The sequence below is a fragment of the Alicyclobacillus macrosporangiidus CPP55 genome (assembly GCF_000702485.1).
In the GTDB taxonomy this organism is placed as follows: Bacteria; Bacillota; Bacilli; order Alicyclobacillales; family Alicyclobacillaceae; genus Alicyclobacillus_H; species Alicyclobacillus_H macrosporangiidus_B.
This window is the reverse complement of sequence record NZ_JNIL01000001.1, coordinates 3911318-3930376: the sequence shown is the minus strand read 5'-3', so window position 1 is coordinate 3930376 and position 19059 is coordinate 3911318. Positions and strand designations below refer to the sequence as shown.

Genomic DNA, 19059 nt, shown 5'->3' with positions numbered 1-19059 from the left:
GTACTACCGGTTTGATGGCTGCGCCACCTCGCTTTCCCCAGCCCTCGTCCCCGTCATCAACAGGCCGATCTGTTCGCGCGTGGCCGTCTCGCCCGGCACGATGTCCACCACCCGGCCGTGGTGCATCACCGCGATCCGGTCGGACAGGGACAGGATCTCATCCAATTCCAGCGAAACGAGCAGGATGGCCTTGCCCGCTCCGCGCAGCCGGAGCAGTTGGCGGTGGATGCCCTCGATGGCGCCCACGTCCAATCCGCGCGTCGGCTGCACCGCGATGAGCAGGCTCGGCTCCCGGGAGACCTCGCGCGCCAGGATCACCTTCTGCTGGTTTCCGCCTGACAGATCGCCCGCCCGCCGGTCGGGGTCGCGCGGCCGGACGTCGAACGCCTCGAGCAACCGCTCTGTGTACGCCCGGGCCGCCCGGTGCTGCAAGAGCCCGCGGCGGGAGAAAGGCGGGTACGCGACGTCGCGCAGCATGGTGTTCTCGACCAAGGTGAAGTCGAGGACGAGCCCGTCCCGCTGGCGATCCTGTGGCACGTACGCGATGCCGCGCCGAGTCCTTTCGCCGGGCGGCAGACGCGTGATGTCCTGGCCGAGAAACTCCACCCGGCCTCCGGAGGCTGGCAACAGCCCCGCGATGGCATCGACGAGCTCCGTCTGGCCGTTGCCATCCACGCCAGCGATCCCGAGGATCTCCCCGGCCCGCACATCCAACGAGACGCCACGTACCCGCGGCCTGCGTTCCGCGTCCGTGACCGACAGATCATGGACGGAGAGCACCACGTCCCCGGGGGTCCGGGGCGGTTTGTCCACTCGCAGGACCACCTCGCGCCCGACCATCAGGTTGGCCAGCTCCTGCGGACTCGCGTCCGCGGTCGGCAGGGTGGCGACCGTGCGGCCCGCGCGCATCACGGTGATGCGGTCCGCCACAGCCCGCACCTCGTCCAACTTGTGGCTGATGAACAGGATGGGGATGCCCTGCGCCTTCAGGTGGCGGACCACCTGGAACAGCTCCTCGACCTCTTGAGGGGTCAGCACCGCCGTCGGTTCGTCCAGGATGAGCAGACGCGCGCGACGGTACAGGACTTTCAGGATCTCCACCCGCTGCTGCAGGCCGACAGACAGCTGTTCGACACGAAGCAGCGGATCGACCTCCAACCGGTACTTCTGGGACAACGCTCTTACCTGCTCGACGGCGGTCCGGCGCCGGTACCGGATGCCGCCGGGCTCGTCGCCGAGGACGATGTTGTCCGCCACCGTGAGGGCGGGAATCAGCATGAAGTGCTGATGCACCATGCCGATGCCCGCCCGGATGGCATCGCGCGGAGAGTCGAAATGCACCGGCCGCCCCTCGAGCCGGATCTCGCCCGCATCGGGCTGATACAAGCCGGAGATCAGCTTCATCAGCGTGGATTTCCCAGCCCCGTTCTCGCCGAGGATGGCGTGCACCTCTCCGGCCCGGAGGTCGAGGTTCACCCCGTCGTTTGCCTTCACGCCGGGGAAGTATTTTTTGACGTCGATGACTTCCAGAAAACTCGCCATGTCCGCCCTCCCCGCGCTTCGATCCCACTCGTCCAGCGGGAGCCGTCACGACTTGGGGAGTTGATCGCTGACAGTGAGGGAACCGTTCTTGATCTGATTCGCCAAGTCGTTCACCTGGCTGACAATGTCGGCGGGCACCACAGTCGTGGTCTTGGAGATGCCGACACCGTTGTTGGACAGGTCAAAGTACTGTACACCGGATTTGAACTGGTTGTTCAGCGTGTCCTTGATGACGTCGTAGGTGGCCGTATCGACGCCCTTGAGGGCACTGACGATCACGGTGTTCGGCGCTACATAGTTCTGGTCCGCGTCCACCCCGATGGCGTACACGCCGGCGCTCTTGGCGGCGTTGATCACGCCGAGGCCGCTGCCGCCGGCCACCTGGAACACGATGTCCGCACCGCCGGCGATCTCGGTCTGCGCCACCTGGCTGCCGCCGGCCTGATCATTGAAGCTGTTCACGTACTTGACGATGACCTTGGCGTCCGGATCGGTCTTCTTGACGCCCTGCAAAAAGCCGGCGATGTAGGAGTCCACGGGCGGGATCTTCTGGCCACCGACGACGCCGAGCACGTTCTGGGGATTGAGTCCCTGGATGTCGTTGCGCTTCTCCATCAACCCGGCCAGCGCACCGACCAAGTACCCGCACTGCTCCGTCTTGAACATGGCGGAGGTGACGTTGTTGATGCCGGTGATGGGATCGTCGATGATGAGGAACTTGGTGTTCGGATACTGCGGCGCGACCTGCTTGACGGCCTGGTCCATCAGGAATCCGACCGCAATCACCAGGTTGTACCCCTGCTGCGCGAACCGCTGCAGGTTCGGGACGTAGTCGCTCTCCGACTTCGACTCGACCACACTCCCGGTGACACCGAGCTCCTGTTCGGCCTTCTTCAAGCCCTCATCCGACAGGTGGTTGAATCCGTGGTCGTTCAGGCCGCCGGAGTCGGTGACGAGGCCCACCTTGAAGTTCACCTTCGGCGCCGCCCCCGCCGTATTCCCGGTCGTGCCGGCCTTGTTCGCCGCCAGTCCGCAACCTGTGACCACTCCCATCAGCAGGATGGCCGCGGCGGCCGTCGTGGCCATGTGTCTCATGAAAAATGCCCCCTTCAATTCCCTCGCTCCCGGCGCGGTTTCGTTTTTCTATGTTGCGTACAAAGCCAGGACCATTGTGCACATCCGGACAAAAAAGTGCAAGTACCTAGCAACCAACGCGGCGAGATTTTTCACGTACCGCCCGTGTGGGCATGAAGGTCGGCGTTCGCCGAACGTGTGTGACCAAGGCGCCAAGTCCGGCGCCGGTCCCGCGTTCGGGCATGAGGGCGCCCATTCAGGTGCACACTAGGCGAGACTGAAAATTGAACCACCAGGAGGGGATTTTGTGCCACAGCCTCAGATACCGCAGCGGCCTCAGCCGCAACCACAACCCACGATGATGCAGCGCATGCAGGCCCAAGCACAGCAGGCCCAACAAGCCGCCTTTCAACCTGGACAACAAGCGGGGCCGCAGATGACCACGCCGCCGCAGGTGATCACGACGAAGGACGCGTCGTATATCAAAGACCAGTTGTCGTGGCTGCTGGTGGCGGCGAAAAAGTGCGCCCACTATGCGAAGGAGTGCTCCGACGCGTCGGTCGCATCGGCGATCCAGCGGATCGGCCGGATGCACCAGCGTCACTACCAGCTTCTGTTGGGCCATCTGAAGACGAACAACCAGCAGGCGATGCAGAACGTTCCGCAGCCGCCGCAGCAAACGCACTGAGAGGGGTGATCCGAATGCCTCAGAATCCAAACAACCAGCAGATTGCGAATCCGAAACCGCCCGGAGAACCGCAGGTGAAGGGGCCGGAGATGAACGATCGGGATCGACTGCAGGACCTTCTCGCCACCGAAAAGTACCTCACCGACAGCTTCAACGTGGCGGCCCGGGAGGCGAGCCATGACGCCCTGTTTCGGGACGTCCTGACGGTCCTCACCGAGACACACCAGGCTTGCCGGGACGTGTTCAACCTGATGTTCCAGAAGGGCTGGTACAAGCTCGAGGCGGAGCAGCAGCAGAAGGTGGATCAGGCCTATCAGCAGTTCAGCGGCTACAGCACCCAGTTCCCGTATCCGGCACAGGTGCAGTAACGAGCCCAGCCGAGAACGAAAAATGCCTGCCGGTACCGAATGGGCGGCAGGCATTTCGATTTCACTGTGGTGCGCCTAGAGGGAATCGAACCCCCGCACCCGGTTCCGGAGACCGGTGCTCTATCCTCTGAGCTATAGGCGCAAATGACGATTAACAATATACCACACTCTGGACCGCCGCACAAGGGGAGTATGCGCCGGAGTCCGTGTCAAGTTCCGCCAGGTCAGGCCGCCATTGAAATTGAAATCAGGCTCGTCCGCTCGCCCAAAAGCTCCTGAAAAGGGGTGTCTTTCCCCCATATGACAAGCCGCCCTTTCCCACTTCTCTGCCTCCAAAAACCCGGTGAAACCGCGGGGCTGTCCCCCGTCCGCTCGTCTTGCGAGGGCTTTGGGGACAGCCCTGACACCCCACGTTGAACGATGAAGGGTACCCGCGTTAAGCTTGAGCGCAGTCGCGCGAATCGGCACTGCAGCTGCAGCAAATTAGCGGTACCACACTTCTTTCAGGACACGAAGAATGTTGCCACCAATCACTTTGGAGATCTCGGTGTCGGAATATCCGTGCTTCACCAGCCAGCGAACGATGTTCGGGAACGCTTCAACCGGGCTCTCAATCCCTTCGACGTACTCGACTTCTTCGAACTCGTTCTTCCCACGCGACGCAGAGATGGACAATGCCTCCGCGAATGCGTGGTGAAGTCCGACATGATCTCCGAACAAGACGTCCGGACCGAATGCGACGTGGTCGATACCCACCAAATCCACACAGTACTCGAAGTGCTCCATGACGGATTCCAGGCAGTGTTTCGGGTGGTTCTTGGTGAGCGTGGTATGCGGTGCCGCCTCGATCCCGATAACACCGCCTCGTTCCGCGCACGCCTTGATGACATGGTCCGGCTTGAGACGATTTGAGTTCCAGAGGGCACGCGCGCCCGCATGAGTAATGAACACCGGTTTCTCGCTCGTCTCAATCGTATCCAGTGCCGTCTGATCCCCAGAGTGAGACACGTCAATCGCCAGTCCCAGCTTGTTCATGCGCCGCACGGCCTTGCGCCCGAAATCCGTCAATCCACCATCGCGGCGTTCTTTCAGCCCGCACCCAAGTTGGTTCCCCTCACTGTACGCAATGCCGATACAGCGGACTCCCAACCCGTACAGAATGTCCAGCCGGTCCAATTCGTTTTCAATCATTGTGGCGGCTTCCAAGGACGGGATAAACGCAATCTGCCCATTTTCCTTGGCACGGATGATGTCATCGACCGTTTGTCCGAGAATGACCATGTCCTGATGGGCGATGTCGGACAGGCGCATGCCTAAATCGTAGATGATGTCGTCCCACTTCCATCCGTTCCGCGAAGTGATCATCGCGGTGCCGTTCATCAGGTTGTCGAACACGGCGTCCAGCCCGGACACACTGAGTCCCTCGTATCCCGTCCAGTCGCGTCCCCAGCGCCGGTATTCAAAGATTTCATTCACATTCTCAGGTACCACAAACATGTGGTCATGCAAGGAAATGACCACATTTTCTTCAAACAACCGCTTGACGCGGGCTTCCTCCGCATCGCTGAGCGGAACGGTGTAACGCGGTACGCGGTCAATCTCTTTCGCCAGCTTGAACGGCTTGTAGTCCACGCCCGGTTCAAGATACTGGAACGATTTGTAACCCTTGTAGTTCTTCTTCTTCACGTATGCTCCCTCCATCGCTCTCAAACGGGTTCACAGGAATGGGAGAGGTCAGCGGACGGGCAAGACCTCCGCCAAGAATCTGCGTACTTCAGTCAAAAATTTGTCGCGTTCTTCTATTTGCGGAGAGTGCCCACTGCGTTCAAACACCACCAGCCGACTGTTCGGGATCTCGCGCGCGATCTCCTCAGACGCTTCCAGCGGTGTGATCCAGTCGTGTCGGCCCACCAACACAAGAGTTGGCACTTTGATGTCCTTCAAACGGTGGACTAGGTTGAATTTTGGCTGGTTGATGGAGAATGCCCAGTTGTGGGTTTCATAGCGGAAGGTGATGGAGTTCAAATGAGCCTCCAATTGTTCAGGCGTGGATTCCACCCAGTACAAGGGCAGAATCGCCCGGTACATCTCCTTGAATTCTTCATTACTCGCTACCCGGCCACCGAACAGCCGGTCCAACATATCCTCCGATATGCCGGGGAGGCCGCTGGCCAGGGCGCGCTCCTTGGAGGTGTGCTGATACGCATTGGAAGCCGCAGTGTCACGAAGGACGATCCCCGCGAGGTGCTCCTGGTACTTCAATGCGTACTCCAAGGCGAGATGTCCGCCGTACGAACCTCCTGCAATCACAATTTTCCCAAGGCCAAGCGCCTTGCGGAGTTCTTCCGCGTCGTCAATGAACTGCTCGTGACTGTACGGAGGCTTGCCGTCTGATTCACCGTTCCCGCGTTGGTCGTAAGAGACCACTCGGTACCCCTCGTTTGCGAAGACGCCGAACGTCCTGGCATCCCCATGTCTCGACCCTAAGCCAGGGCCTCCGTGCAGCGTCAGGATCGCGGGACCCTGCCCTTGGTCTTCGACATGCAGCCGGACACCATTCACCTCGACAACCTTGTGCACTCCGTTCACTCCTTTCTGCTCTCGCGATGTGTGTCCCCCTCTACCCGCTGATCCGTCTACTGTTGTTTCAAACGGATCTGTCTATGTCAATCATTATTTCTTTGACAAAGTCAAACACAGTTGAAATTGATCAGCGGTGCAAGGGTTCGAATCTCGCGGGAGTTGATGAATATTATAATGGGTTTTCTCGTGAGTAACTGCAAGTCCGAAAAAATTTCTGTGATTCCCATGATGCATTCTACAAAATGTGTTTGACAGTCGAGGTCAGTTCAGATAAAACAGTGAATAACACAAGACATCTTGTCATACGCAAACACCGACAATACAGGGGTTAGGTGAAAGGGGGCCATCATGTCGCGTCCGTCTGCTGTGTCATCCAATCGAAGCTACGTTATCGAATCGGCCATCAAGACGTTGCAGGTGTTATTCGCGTTCCGGCGCCCGCCTCACAGGTTTACCTTGCCGGAGATAGAGGCCGCGGTTGGACTGTCGAAAAATCAGGTGTTCCGCAGCCTGAAGTCTCTCGAAGAGTTCGGCTTGCTGCGAATGGAGGCGAGCGGGCACTACCGCGTTACGCCACTCATTTACCAGGTCGCGTTCGCAGCGGACATGGACCTACCACTGGAAGAAGTGGCACAACCGATACTCGATGAGTTGCAGGCGGTGACGCGGGAAACGGTGAACCTCTGTTGTCTCGTTGAAGGCCAATCGGTGATTGTGGCTCGGCGGCACAGCGATCACAGTGTGAAGCTCACAGTTCGTCTCGGACAACGTACGGCTCTGCACGCCGGCGCGGTTCCAAAAGCCATGTTGGCGTTTCTGCCGCGGGAAGAACAGGAGCGCGTACTCGCCATGGTTCCTCTATTGCAGCGGTACACGGACAAAACCGTGCAGTCGAGCGACATGCTTCGCTTGGAACTGGAAGAAATACGGCGGCGAGGGTACAGCATCAGCGATGAAGATTTCGAACCAGGCGCCCGCGGCGTGGGTGCACCCATCTTTGACAGACGAGGCAGAGTGGTCGGCGGCATCAGTGCCGGCGGACCTGTCAGCCGCGTCGGATATGACAAACTCCCCGAATTCGGGGCGTTGGTGGTCGAGGCGGCCCGCAAGATATCCCGTTACTTGGGCTATTTCGATTACCCAGACGCCCAGCGCTCGGAGTTGCGCGAAGGTCTGGGTAAATAGGAGGGAATTGAGATTGACACCTAAACGTCTGGCGAACATGGCGGCCGGGTTCGCGGCCGTTGCATTCCTGGCAGCCGGCTGCGGTGCCGCAGGTACAGCCAATCAGACCCATGGTTCGTCTGGCACCGTGAACCCGAATGCCACGCTCACCATGGCGACCAACGCGGATCCAAACTTCAATCCGTGGTCTCCCACCGGCTATCTGGAGTCTGAGCCGATTACGGAGCTGATCTTCAGTGGTTTGACCAAGTGGGGCCTCGACTATCAACCCATTCCGGATCTAGCGACCAAGTGGACCGTGTCCAGCGACGGGTTGACATGGACGTTTGATCTGCGCCACGACGTCAAGTGGCAGGACGGTCAACCGTTTACCTCCGATGATGTGGTCTATACGTTCAACGACGTCGTGTTGAACAAGAAACTGGGTGCCAACGGGGCGTCCAACTACGCGGATGTCGAAAAAGTGGTGGCCAAGGGGCCCTATGAGGTTCAGTTCATCCTCAAAAAGCCTTGGGCGTCTCTGCCCACCTATCTGGCCTACTATACGAAGATCCTGCCCAAACACATTTTCAACGGCCAGGACCCATGGAAATTGACGTCGTTCAACAAGGAGCACCCGATCGGCACAGGGCCGTATGTGCTGAAAACGTATCTGCCTGGCCAGTATGTGGAGCTAGAGAAGAATCCAAGTTATTTCGGTGACCAACCAAAGATACCAAAAATTGTATTCAAGATCATTCCGGATACCAACACCCAGATTGCACAGTTGTTGTCCGGGAATCTGTCGCTCGTCACCGTCCCGGACCCGACGCTCGCGTCCAAGCTTGAGAAGAGCCCGAACATCCAGGTCAACAAGGTCATGACCAACATCTGGTACTGGATCGCGTTGAACCAATCGGATCCTCGTTTTCAGGATGTGCGTGTCAGACAAGCCCTGCTGTACGCTATCGACAGAGACGCCATCATCAAGGGAGTCCTGAAAGGGTATGGCAAGATTGCCACGGGTCCCATCGCACCCATCCAGCAACACTACTACAACGGGAACGTGGAACAGTACACGTACAATCCGGACAAGGCGAAGGAATTGTTGAAGGAAGCGGGCTATACCCCCGGACCTGACGGCATCCTGCAGAAAGACGGAAAACCGTTTGTGATCACGATGCCGACCGGTCAGTATGGGGTTTTGACACCGGCGAGTGAATTGGTCCAACAGTACTGGAAAAATATCGGCATCCAGGTCCAGCTGGACGTGATGGACTGGAACAGCTGGATTCAAAAGGTCGTCGTCCACCGCGACTATCAGGCGACGCTAGCGTGGTGGAGCACACCCACGGATCCAGACCAATATTCCTACTTCGCAAGCGTGAACGCCGGAAAGGGATACAACATCCCGGGCTACAAAAACCCAGAGCTGGACGACCTTCTGTTGAAGGGCCGGACCGCACTCTCCGACGCGGATCGGGTCAAGGCGTACCAGGATGCACAGGCGCTGATGGCGAAGGAACTGCCCTACCTGTTCCTGTGGTATCCGGAGACTATCATGGCGTCCCAGAAGAACTTGAAAATGCCGAATGCCAGCTTGATCGTGGCCGAAGATCACATTGCGGATTGGGCAATCACGGGCTGATTGAGACACTTGTGACTTGTGCGGCGATGGTGCGAACGTACCATCGCCGTCATCTAAAAGGAGTTGAAGAACCATGGCAAGGTATCTGCTGCGCAGGCTCGTACAAGGCCTCCTGACCTTGTTCATGGTCACGGCCTTAACCTTTTTTCTCATCAACCTGTCTCCGGGCGGGCCCGCGGCCGTGATGAACATGCAAACCACGGCTAGCCAACGTGAAGCCTTGGTGAAGGAACTGGGTCTCGACAAACCCGTCACGGTCCGTTACGCAGAGTGGTTGGACGGCGCCATCCATGGCAATCTGGGTTCGTCCCTGGACTCTCAGCAACCCGTCGCAGAACTGATCGCCCAACGGTTTCCCAATACTTTAATTCTGGCGGCGGCCACCCTGGCGGTCACGCTCCTGCTCGGCATTCCACTCGGCATCCTCGCCGCGGTGCGGCGCGGAAGTGTCGTCGACCGGTTCTGCACGGCGCTCTCGACCGTCGGGATGGCCATTCCGGATTTTTGGCTGGGAACCATTCTGATTATCGTTTTCGCCGTGACGCTGCAAGTGCTGCCGGCCTCCGGAATGGTGACCGCGGGCGCTGACTTCTCGCTTACAGACCTGGCGTCGCACCTAGTGATGCCGGTTCTCACGCTGGCCGTGCTGATGCTTCCGAACATCGTGCGCTTTACACGGTCTGCGATGCTGGACGTGCTGAACTTGGATTACATTCGTACGGCGTACGCCAAAGGACTCAGCTCCAGGACCGTACTGGTACGCCACGCGCTGCGCAACGCGCTGGTCCCCATCATCGCGATGGTGGGTCTGATCATCCCGCTGCTGCTGGGCGGTTCGGTCGTGGTGGAGAGTGTGTTTGGTTGGCCTGGAATGGGGAGATTGGCGGTTCAGGCGGCGACAGACAGGGACTATACCGTGGTGATGGGTGTAACGGTGGTTGTAGGGGTTATCGTCATCGTGGTCAATTTGCTGACCGACCTCATTTACTCGATCTTGGATCCGAGGATTCGACATGAGTAGAACTGTGAACGTGGTTCAACCCCCGCACACTCCGTCACCACGGATTCCGTCAGTTCAACGCACGAACGGTTCCCGCATCCGTAAGCTGTTGCGGTCACCTTGGATGGGAAAGATTGTTCTTGCGTACTTGATCTGCATCTATCTGGTCGTGTTTTTGGGTCCCGTATTTGTGCACCAGTCACCTACGGCGACGAACCCACTGGCGGCCATGATGCCACCCGGAGACGGCCATTTACTGGGAACCGACGAACTTGGCCGTGATGAATTCGCGAGGTTACTGGCCGGGGGCCGTATCACACTGACCGTGGGTGTCGCGGCTATGGCTCTGGCCGTTTTGGTCGGTGGTACACTGGGCGCGGTGGCCGGATTTTTCGGCGGCTGGGCCGAGACGGTCATCATGCGCGTGGTCGACATGATGCTGTCCATCCCATCGTTCTTTCTGATCTTGGTCGAAATCACGTCGTTTGGGCACAGCCCGGCCGTCATTGTCATTGTGGTCGGACTCACGTACTGGCCACAAATCGCCCGCGTTGTGTACGCCGAAGTATTAAAATGGCGGACCAGTACCCTGGTGGAAGCAGAGATCACCATCGGCGCAGGACCGTGGCGAATTCTCCGGCGTCACGTGTTGCCGCAGACGTTCTCGTCTGTCATCGTGTTGGCAACACTGGGCATCGGTTGGTCCATTCTGGCCGAATCCGGCCTGTCCTACCTCGGACTTGGCATACAGCCCCCGTTGGCCTCTTGGGGCAGTATGCTACAAAACTCTCAGAGCTACATTTGGACAGACCCCGTTCTCGGAATCTACCCAGGGGTGCTGATTTTCTTGACCGTGCTCGCCTTCAGCCTATTGGGTGAAGTGCTTCGAGACGTGTTTGACCCGCGAACTCAAGGAAGCCGCTGAATGCCGTAAAACCTGGCGCCACCCCGACAGGAGGCGCCAGGTTTTCATTTGCCGGCTCGCGGCGCCTGTCCATGCCCGATATTCACTGCAGGCCCAGCCCTTTCGCCAAAATCATTTTCATGATCTCGGTCGTTCCAGCGGCGATGGTGTCCATCCGCACGTTGCGAAATCGCCGCGTGATCTCGTATTCCTCCATGTACCCGTACCCGCCGTGGAGCTGCGTGCACTGGTATGCGACGCGGTTCGCCATCTCCGCAATCCACCACTTGGCCATCGACACCTTGCGGGTGATGTCCGTCCCGTGCAAGAAGTCGCGGATCAGGTCGTTCAAAAACGTGCGGCCAAGCTCGATCTCGGTCTCCATCTCCGCCATCTTGAATGCGATGTACTGGAACCGGCCGATGGGCTGGCCGAACGCCTGTCGCGCTTTCACATACTGCAGGGTCAGTTCGAACATCGCCTCCGCGTTGACCTGTGAACCGATGGCCGCAACCAGACGCTCCCGCTGGAGTTGGCGCATCATGTAGTAGAATCCTCTCCCCTCCGCGCCAATCCGGTTGGTCTGCGGCACACGGCAGCTTTCGAAGAACAGTTCCGCCGTGCCGTGCGTATGGTGGCCCAGCTTGTTCAATTTGCGCCCCTTGGTGAATCCAGGCGCGCCGTTCTCCACGGCGATGAGCGTGATTCCCTTGTGCGCCGGTCCTTCGCTGTCCGTGCGGCAGGCGACAATCACGAGATCACAATGCGCGCCGTTCGAGATGAACGTCTTGCTGCCGTCGATGATGTAGTCGTTCCCGTCCTTCACTGCACGCGTGCGAATCGCGGCCAGATCGGATCCCGCATCCGGCTCCGTCATCGCGATGGCAAGAAGCGTCTCTCCGCTCGCACACCCCGGCAGCCAACGCCGCTTCTGTTCCGGCGTGCCGAACTGGTGGATGTACGGCGCGATGATGTCGCTGTGCAGACTCACCTCGACGTCCACGCCGGCGAGCGCCATCTCTTCCATGACAATGACGGAGTGCGTGAAGTCCCCACCACTGCCGCCGTACTCCTCCTCCAACCACGGACACAGATACCCGAGTTCCCCGAACCGCCGCCATACCCAGCGCGGCACCTCGCGCTGCGCCTCCCACTCCGCCAGGTGCGGCACCAACTCCGTCGCAAGAAAGCGCCGCAGCGCCGTTCGAAAGCGTTCGTGCTCCGGGGAATCGTACACGCCCGCGCCGCGGACAAACCGGTCCGTGCGACCGTTTGCCGGCGGTGTTGTGTCCGGCATCTCGATCACGCTCCTTCGGCTTTGTGCACCCCCGGCCTTGCCACGTCAGGCGATTGCGCCGGACGCGCGCATTTTTGCAATCTCCGCCGGCGAGTATCCGGCCTCGCACAGCAGGCGCTCGGTGTCCGCACCGATGCGCCAGCGGTCGGCAGACGGCTGGACCTCAGGTGTCCCCTCCATTCCCGCGAGCGAGACCGGAAAGCGCAGATACGGCCCCTCGCCGTCGTCGCGCACCATCCCGCGTGCCCGCGCGTGTTCTCCAGTGATCGCTTCGTGAACATCCAGCACCGGCGCCCAGCAGGTGTCGACGCCGGAAAGCCGCGCGCTCCACTCATCCAACGTACGTGCTCGGAACACCGTTTCGAACGCCGCGATCACCTGGGTGCGCACCGGATCAGGCGCGTACTGCGCGTCCTTCCACTCCGGCAGGCCGACCGCGTCGCAGAGGTTGCGCCAAAAATGCGGTTCCACCGCGCCGATGCTCAGGTAGCGCCCTTCGCGCGTCTCGTACACCCGGTAGCAGGCGAAATCGCCTCCCAGGTAGCGTTCGCCAGGACGCTGGCCGCGGCCGAGCGCCAGGGCATCCGCCGCATGGATCGACAGCCAGGACATCACCCCGTCGACCATCGCGACGTCCAGGTGCTGACCGCGTCCAGTGCGTTGCCGCTGCATCAGTGCGGCGAGGATGGAAGTGACAGCCATGAGCGCCCCGCCTCCGAGATCGGCCACCTGCACGCCCGGTGGGTCCGGCGGCCGGTCCAATCCCCCCGAAAGCGACAACGCCCCCGCAACTGCCATGTAGTTCAGGTCGTGCCCTGCCCGGTGCCGGTAAGGTCCCGTCTGCCCGAATCCGCTGATGCTACAGTAGATAAGACCGGGGTTCTCCGCGGACAGCGCCTCGTAGGCCAACCCCAGGCGCTCCATGACGCCGGGCCGAAAGCCCTCCACCAGCACGTCCGCCCGGCGCGCCAGACGCCTGGCGGCTTCACGTCCCCCTTCCGTTTTCAAATTCAACGCGATGCGCTCCTTGCGCCGGTTGAGCAGGCGGTATTTCGCCGACACCTCCAGCTCAGGGTCCATCGGTGGCATCTGGCGCATTGCGTCGCCCGCCCCACATTCCTCCACCAGGATCACCCGCGCGCCGAGGTCGGCCAACAGCATCGTGGCGTACGGCCCCGGCAGAAGCCGGCTGAAATCGAGCACAACCATTCCTTGAAGCGGCAGTTCCACCGACGGCCCCCTTTTCCACTAACGCGGCTGCATGCGGATGGCCCCGTCGAGCCGGATCACCTCGCCGTTGAGCATCGGGTTCTCGACGATATGGCGCGCCAACATGGCGTACTCCCGCGGCTGCCCAAGCCGCGGTGGAAACGGAACCTGCTCCCCCAACGACCGGCGCGCAGGCTCCGGCAGGCCCGCCAACAGCGGTGTGTCGAACAGTCCCGGCGCGATGGTGACCACCCGGATGCCGCTGGCCGCCAGCTCCCGCGCGATGGGCAGCGTCATGCCGACCACGCCCCCTTTGGACGCGGCGTACGCCGCTTGCCCAATCTGTCCCTCGAACGCCGCCACCGACGCGGTGTTCACGATGACCCCGCGCTCTCCGTCCGCATTCGGCGGCACCTCCATCACCTTCGCCGCGACGCACCGGATGACGTTGAACGTGCCCACCAAATTCACGTGGATGACGCGCGCGAAAGCGTCCAACGGGTGCGGCCCGTCCTTGCCCACGACCTTCCGGGCGATCCCGATGCCCGCACAGTTCACCGCCCCGTTCAAGCCCCCGAACCGCTCGGCCACCTCGTCCACCGCGCGCATGACGCCCTCGCCATCCGTCACGTCCACCCGCAGGAACCACCCGTCCACTTCGGCCGCCACCTCGCGGCCGCGCGCCTCCTGCACGTCGAAGATCGCCACCCGAGCCCCGGCCTCCGCAAACACGCGTGCCGTGGCCGCCCCGAGCCCCGACCCGCCGCCAGTGATGATGAAGCGCGCCCCTTCCAGCTGCATGCCCTCGCCTCCCTCACGCCTCCAAGCGCTCGATCACCGTCGCATTCGCCATCCCGCCGCCTTCACAGATGGCCATCAGCCCGTAGCGGCCGCCGTGCCGCTCCAGGGCGTTCAACAGGGTCGCCGTCACCCGCGTCCCGGTCGCCCCCAGCGGATGCCCCAATGCGATGGCTCCGCCGTGCACGTTCACGCGGTCCCACGGCGCCCCGATCTCGTGCTGCCAGGCCAACACCACCGACGCGAAGGCCTCGTTCACCTCGAAGAGATCGATGTCCTCCACCGCCAGGCCCGCCCGCTCCAGCACCCGCCTGGTCGCCGGGATCGGGCCCGTCAACATCGTCACCGGATCGACCCCTACGGCGGCGAACGCGACGAACCGGGCACGCGGCCGAAGCCCCAGCCGCTCGGCCGTCTCCCGGCGCATCACCAAGGCCGCGCTCGCCCCGTCCGAGATCTGGCTCGCGTTGCCCGCTGTGATGAGCTCCAGGTCGCGGAACGCCGGCGGCAGCCCCAGCATCTTCTCCAGGCTCGTGTCCGGCCGGATGCCCTCGTCCTCCGCGAACACCTCGCTCGCCGCCGGGCTCACCCCAGGAGCCTCTGCGCCACTCGATTCAGTCGTGCCTGCGGTTTCCGCTTGGACCGGCACCGTCACCGGGACGATCTCCCTTGCGAACGCGCCCTCGGATCGGGCCGCCGCGGCGAGGCGGTGGCTGCGCAGCCCGAAGCGATCGAGGTCCTCGCGGGAGAAGCCCCACTCCTTGGCGATCATCTCCGCCCCCAGCGCCTGGTCGAAAAACCTCCGGTTCCAGCGGTCCATCCGGTACCGCTCGGCCAGCGGGCCGCTCATCGGCGATCCGAAAGCCTTCGTGGTGCTCCCCATCGGCACCCGGGTCATCGACTCGACCCCGGCCGCGATGGCGATCTCGTACGATCCCGCCATCACCCCCTGCGCCGCGAAGTGCAGCGCCTGCAGGCTCGAGCCGCATTGGCGGTCCACCGTCACCGCCGGCACCGACTCCGGCAGGCCCGCCGCCAACCAGGCATTGCGCGCCACGTTCACGCCCTGCTCGCCGACCTGCATGACACACCCGGCGATCACGTCGTCCACCGCCGCCGGATCCAGATGGTTGCGTTCCAACAGCGCCCGGTACAAGCCCCCCAACAGATCCACCGGATGCACCCCTGAGAGGCGCCCGTTGCGCCGCCCGATGGGCGTGCGCACCGCGTCCACAATCACCGCTTCGTACATCCTCGTTCCCTCCCCGTCCGCGCCCGGCCCTGGCCCCTCCACCCTCGTGATGGCACCCGCGGGCGAACAAACGGCCGGTACGCCCCTTTCACCATTAGTATAATTGAAATCTCCCGATGAGGAGGAATAACCAGATATCTCAAGACAAAAACATCCGGGCGGGGTCGCGACCGCTTCACCCCGCCCGGCACAGGCTCCTTCACACCCCCTGCGTCACCGGCCGCCGGACACCCAGCACGTCCATGACTGCGCCCGCCTTGTGGCCGCACTCAAGCCACTCCTGATGCGGATCGCTGTCCGCCACGATGCCCGCCCCCACCTGCACATAGTACACGCCTTCGTGTTCCACAACGGTGCGAATGACGATGGCCGTGTTGGCGTTGGCGTCAAAGTCGATCACGCCGATCATCCCGCCGTACGGCCCGCGCCGGTACCGCTCCAGCTCGTCGATGATCTCCATGGCCCGAATCTTCGGCGCCCCGGACAGCGTCCCCGCGGGGAACGTCGCCAGGAGCGCGTGAAACACGCTGACGTCCGGACGCAGTCGCCCGGACACGCGCGACACCAGGTGGAACAGGTGGGAGTACGGTTCCACCTCCATCAACGCGTCCACCCGAACGGAACCGACCTGGCAGACGCGGCCGAGGTCGTTGCGGCACAGATCGACCAGCATCACGTGTTCAGCCCGCTCCTTCTCATCCTCCAGGAGACGCCGGCGAAGCTGCTCGTCCTCCTCGGGCGTGCGCCCCCGCCCTTTCGACGTTCCCGCGATGGGCTTCATCTCCGCGACGCCGCCCACCGCGCGGAACTGGGCCTCGGGGCTGGCGCCGAACAGGCGAAACCCCGGATACTCCGCCATGAACATGTAAGGGGACGGGTTCAACCTGCGCAGCCGATCGTACGCGGCGTACGGGTGAACCCGTTTCTCCACACGGACCCGCTTTGAAAGCACCACCTGAAAGATGTCCCCCGCCCGGATGTACGCCTTCGCCCGCTCGACGTTGGCCTCGAACTCCTCCTGGCTTACGTCGTCGACCGCCTCGGCCGGTTCGGCCGGCGCTTCTGGGAAGCGAGGCGCAACGGGGTGTTCGAGGTACGATGACACCAGGGCACGCACCTGATCGATCCGCGCCGCCAACGCCTTCACCGCTTCAGGCGTGTACACTTTCGACAGTCCGTCCAAGGCGTCGAACACCCGGACCTGGTCCTCCTGGAGATGGATCATCACGGCGTGCCACTGCAGGCGGATATCCGGCAACCCCCGGTCGTCGACGGTGGTCTTTGGCAGCCGCTCCAGGTAGTGCACCGCGTCGTAGCCCAGGTAGCCCAGAAACCCGCTCGAGAACGGCACCGTCTGCGGCCCCTGCACGTCGCGCAGGATGGCGCGCAGCGCTTCGAGCAGGACCATCGGATCGTCCACGTGACCGATCCAGGCCAAGGGCTCGACCACGCTGGGCAAAAACCGGCTCGTCCCTGGGACACCGGGCTCCGGTACACCGTCCGCGTGAAAACCGGCCTCCTCCAGCCTATGCGTCACGTAGGAAGCCAGATCCGCCTCCGCAAACACGGCGACCTCGCCGTCTTTCACCTGAACCTCCAGCAGCGGCACTGCGCCGATCAGGCTCATCTGGTACTGCGGAGGTCCCGCGTCGCGCGCCGCGTCCAACAAAAACGCCTGTCCTTCCCCCAGCGTGTCCGAGACGTGAAGGTACAGGTAAAAAGGATCACAATACGAACCGCCACTCCTCATCCTGGCTCGCCTCCCGGTATCTTTGAATCCTGTCAGAGTCCCGTCAACTGGCCAAGAAATTGGCGAGCATTCGCTTCCCCTCGGGCGTCAGAATGGACTCCGGATGGAACTGCACCCCTGCCGCACCCGTCGGACGATGGCGCAGACCCATGATTACCCCGTCGCAATCGGCGATCACGTCGAATGTGTCCGGCAGCGATTCGCGCTCCACCACCAAGGAGTGGTAGCGCGTCGCCTGAAATGGGTTGGGGACGCCGGTGAACAGGGGATCGCCGTGATGGCGGATGAGTGAGGTCTTCCCGTGCATCAGGCGTGGGGCGCTTACCACGCGGCCGCCGAACGCCTGCCCCAACGCCTGGTGGCCCAGGCACACGCCGAGCACGGGGATGCGGCCCGCGAAGTGCCGGATGGCATCCAGGGAGCATCCGGCCTCATTCGGTGTGCAGGGCCCGGGCGACACGAGGAGCGCGTCCGGCCGCAGGTCCACCAATTCCGAGAGGGGCGCGCTGTTTCGGCGGACTGCCACATCCGCCCCCAGTTCCGCGCAGTACTGTACGAGGTTGTACGTGAAGGAGTCGTAGTTGTCGATCACGAGGAGCATGACATCCACCCTTTCAGCTCTGTCGAGCTGAATCGGAGGGAGAGGATTCACAAGGGGAGCGCCAAAAAAGCCACAGCATGGCTGTGGCAAGTGGGCGCGCAGAATCCAAGACCATTTCACTTGTCCCTCTGGCTCGACTCAGCTCACCTTGCTCAGCTCATCTAAGCTCAGATTACCCGCTCGCTGCCCGAGCGTCAATCCCCAACAGGACCACCCTAGTGCGGCGAGAGCAGATATTGACTCACTCTTGTTCGATGAGTGCCCGCAAATTCCGCTCATTTAGCCCGTTCTGGACGAACTGGAATGTCCTTCCTTTCATTCCCTGAACTCGATCAACGATTTGACCTTGCCCATCACACTACGTTTCCGGTCAATACACGCACAGTCACTATGTTAATTTTCCTCTAATGCTTGCTGCAAAGATGCTTTGGTTTCAACCTTTTCGGTAAATGGAATTCCGAGTTCAATCATTGTATTCGCGATTTCCGGGCGGATGCCTGTGATAATCGCTTTACATCCGAGCAAACCAATTCCTTCTACAATACGGAACAAATGTCCCACCACAGCTGTATCCATGAACGCGACGCCTGACAAATCGATGATGATCTTTTGTATTTTTAAGGCGGAAATCTGATTCAACGTCCGTTCCTGAACTTTCTTCGCCCGATAGGTATCTAATGTGCCAACGATGGGCAACACCGCCATGGAAGCGGATAATGGAATGATTGGAACCGACAAATCATCAATCGTTTCACGATGAGAACGAAGCAGTTCATCTTTGTACTCCAGATAACTTGAAAAATAGTGGAAAATATAGAGATCCAAAATCGAATTCGTCTTGATTCCAAGTTGGAAGAAACCTTCCATATCAAGCTCGACATTCTTATAATAGTAATGCAAGAAATTCCAGTATAATTTGCGGAACGCCTGAGATAACTCCAATTTAACCATCAAAGGAACACCATTTTTTGCAGCAGTCTTGCCAATTTCCTTGGCCAGCATAATCAGTTCATGCTGCCTATCCTCAACTAAAAGTCTTGCCTTCTTATCGAAAATTTCATGCGCATTCAATTTATAATCCTGAATCCGTGACAAGCAGGTGTAAAAACTACTGAAGCACTTGTGATTTGTCGTGTAGAATCGGGATCGTTGGGATGTCCGTTCCCTTCAATCCCCCTTCA

The 19059-nt window shown here is 60.9% G+C and carries 17 protein-coding genes and 1 tRNA gene; 6 read left to right on the top strand and 12 right to left on the bottom strand.

The window, feature by feature from the left end; all coding sequences use genetic code 11:
- Window positions 1-3 precede the first annotated feature (3 nt).
- Together N687_RS0119540 and N687_RS0119535 are read right to left on the bottom strand one after the other, a co-directional pair.
- A complete protein-coding gene (locus tag N687_RS0119540; RefSeq protein WP_029423448.1) occupies window positions 4-1542 on the bottom strand; it encodes an ABC transporter ATP-binding protein in 1539 nt (512 codons plus the stop codon).
- A gap of 45 nt (window positions 1543-1587) precedes the next feature.
- The gene (locus N687_RS0119535) at window positions 1588-2637 is read right to left on the bottom strand and encodes a BMP family lipoprotein (RefSeq protein ID WP_029423447.1); all 1050 of its coding nucleotides are present in this window, start codon (window positions 2635-2637) and stop codon (window positions 1588-1590) included.
- Window positions 2638-2923: 286 nt separating this feature from the next.
- Between N687_RS0119535 and N687_RS0119530 the strand changes: the two genes are divergently transcribed.
- Window positions 2924-3304 carry a hypothetical protein gene (locus N687_RS0119530; protein WP_331280148.1) on the top strand — a complete coding sequence of 127 codons (381 nt, stop codon included), beginning with the start codon at window positions 2924-2926 and terminating at the stop codon, window positions 3302-3304.
- Between the two features lie 14 nt (window positions 3305-3318).
- On the top strand, window positions 3319-3672 hold the full coding sequence (locus tag N687_RS0119525) for a spore coat protein (protein ID WP_029423445.1): 354 nt from the start codon (window positions 3319-3321) through the stop codon (window positions 3670-3672).
- Between the two features lie 67 nt (window positions 3673-3739).
- Here the strand turns inward: N687_RS0119525 and N687_RS0119520 are convergent.
- The 3 genes from N687_RS0119520 to N687_RS0119510 form a co-directional block, all read right to left on the bottom strand.
- Window positions 3740-3814: transfer RNA gene (locus N687_RS0119520), tRNA-Arg, on the bottom strand.
- A 341-nt stretch (window positions 3815-4155) separates the two neighbouring features.
- Window positions 4156-5358: a dipeptidase gene (locus N687_RS0119515; protein ID WP_231493542.1), complete on the bottom strand. Its 1203-nt coding sequence runs from the start codon at window positions 5356-5358 to the stop codon at window positions 4156-4158.
- Window positions 5359-5406: 48 nt separating this feature from the next.
- Entirely contained in the window at window positions 5407-6252 is an 846-nt protein-coding gene (locus tag N687_RS0119510) for an alpha/beta fold hydrolase (protein ID WP_051663482.1), read from the bottom strand.
- 351 nt (window positions 6253-6603) lie between these two features.
- Here N687_RS0119510 and N687_RS0119505 point away from each other — a divergent pair, with 351 nt between their 5' ends.
- The 4 genes from N687_RS0119505 to N687_RS23535 all read left to right on the top strand — a co-directional run bounded on the left by N687_RS0119505 (window position 6604) and on the right by N687_RS23535 (window position 10992).
- The gene (locus N687_RS0119505) at window positions 6604-7440 is read left to right on the top strand and encodes an IclR family transcriptional regulator (RefSeq protein WP_051663481.1); all 837 of its coding nucleotides are present in this window, start codon (window positions 6604-6606) and stop codon (window positions 7438-7440) included.
- A gap of 13 nt (window positions 7441-7453) precedes the next feature.
- A complete protein-coding gene (locus N687_RS0119500) occupies window positions 7454-9067 on the top strand; it encodes an ABC transporter substrate-binding protein (protein ID WP_197029341.1) in 1614 nt (537 codons plus the stop codon).
- Between the two features lie 73 nt (window positions 9068-9140).
- On the top strand, window positions 9141-10088 hold the full coding sequence (locus N687_RS0119495) for an ABC transporter permease (protein ID WP_029423440.1): 948 nt from the start codon (window positions 9141-9143) through the stop codon (window positions 10086-10088).
- A gap of 103 nt (window positions 10089-10191) precedes the next feature.
- Window positions 10192-10992, top strand: coding sequence for an ABC transporter permease (locus tag N687_RS23535; RefSeq protein ID WP_197029340.1), 801 nt, complete (start codon window positions 10192-10194; stop codon window positions 10990-10992).
- A gap of 82 nt (window positions 10993-11074) precedes the next feature.
- Here N687_RS23535 and N687_RS0119485 read toward each other — a convergent pair whose 3' ends face one another.
- The 7 genes from N687_RS0119485 to N687_RS0119455 all read right to left on the bottom strand — a co-directional run bounded on the left by N687_RS0119485 (window position 11075) and on the right by N687_RS0119455 (window position 18949).
- A complete protein-coding gene (locus tag N687_RS0119485; RefSeq protein ID WP_081841588.1) occupies window positions 11075-12268 on the bottom strand; it encodes an acyl-CoA dehydrogenase family protein in 1194 nt (397 codons plus the stop codon).
- A 45-nt stretch (window positions 12269-12313) separates the two neighbouring features.
- A complete protein-coding gene (locus N687_RS0119480) occupies window positions 12314-13498 on the bottom strand; it encodes a CaiB/BaiF CoA transferase family protein (RefSeq protein WP_029423436.1) in 1185 nt (394 codons plus the stop codon).
- 18 nt (window positions 13499-13516) lie between these two features.
- The gene (locus tag N687_RS0119475) at window positions 13517-14278 is read right to left on the bottom strand and encodes a 3-hydroxyacyl-CoA dehydrogenase (RefSeq protein WP_029423435.1); all 762 of its coding nucleotides are present in this window, start codon (window positions 14276-14278) and stop codon (window positions 13517-13519) included.
- Window positions 14279-14291: 13 nt separating this feature from the next.
- Window positions 14292-15527, bottom strand: coding sequence for a thiolase family protein (locus N687_RS0119470; protein ID WP_029423434.1), 1236 nt, complete (start codon window positions 15525-15527; stop codon window positions 14292-14294).
- Window positions 15528-15726: 199 nt separating this feature from the next.
- Window positions 15727-17277: an anthranilate synthase component I family protein gene (locus N687_RS0119465; RefSeq protein WP_035462530.1), complete on the bottom strand. Its 1551-nt coding sequence runs from the start codon at window positions 17275-17277 to the stop codon at window positions 15727-15729.
- A gap of 43 nt (window positions 17278-17320) precedes the next feature.
- On the bottom strand, window positions 17321-17878 hold the full coding sequence (locus N687_RS0119460; protein ID WP_029423432.1) for an anthranilate synthase component II: 558 nt from the start codon (window positions 17876-17878) through the stop codon (window positions 17321-17323).
- 393 nt (window positions 17879-18271) lie between these two features.
- Window positions 18272-18949 carry an STAS domain-containing protein gene (locus N687_RS0119455; RefSeq protein WP_051663478.1) on the bottom strand — a complete coding sequence of 226 codons (678 nt, stop codon included), beginning with the start codon at window positions 18947-18949 and terminating at the stop codon, window positions 18272-18274.
- Window positions 18950-19059: the final 110 nt, after the last annotated feature.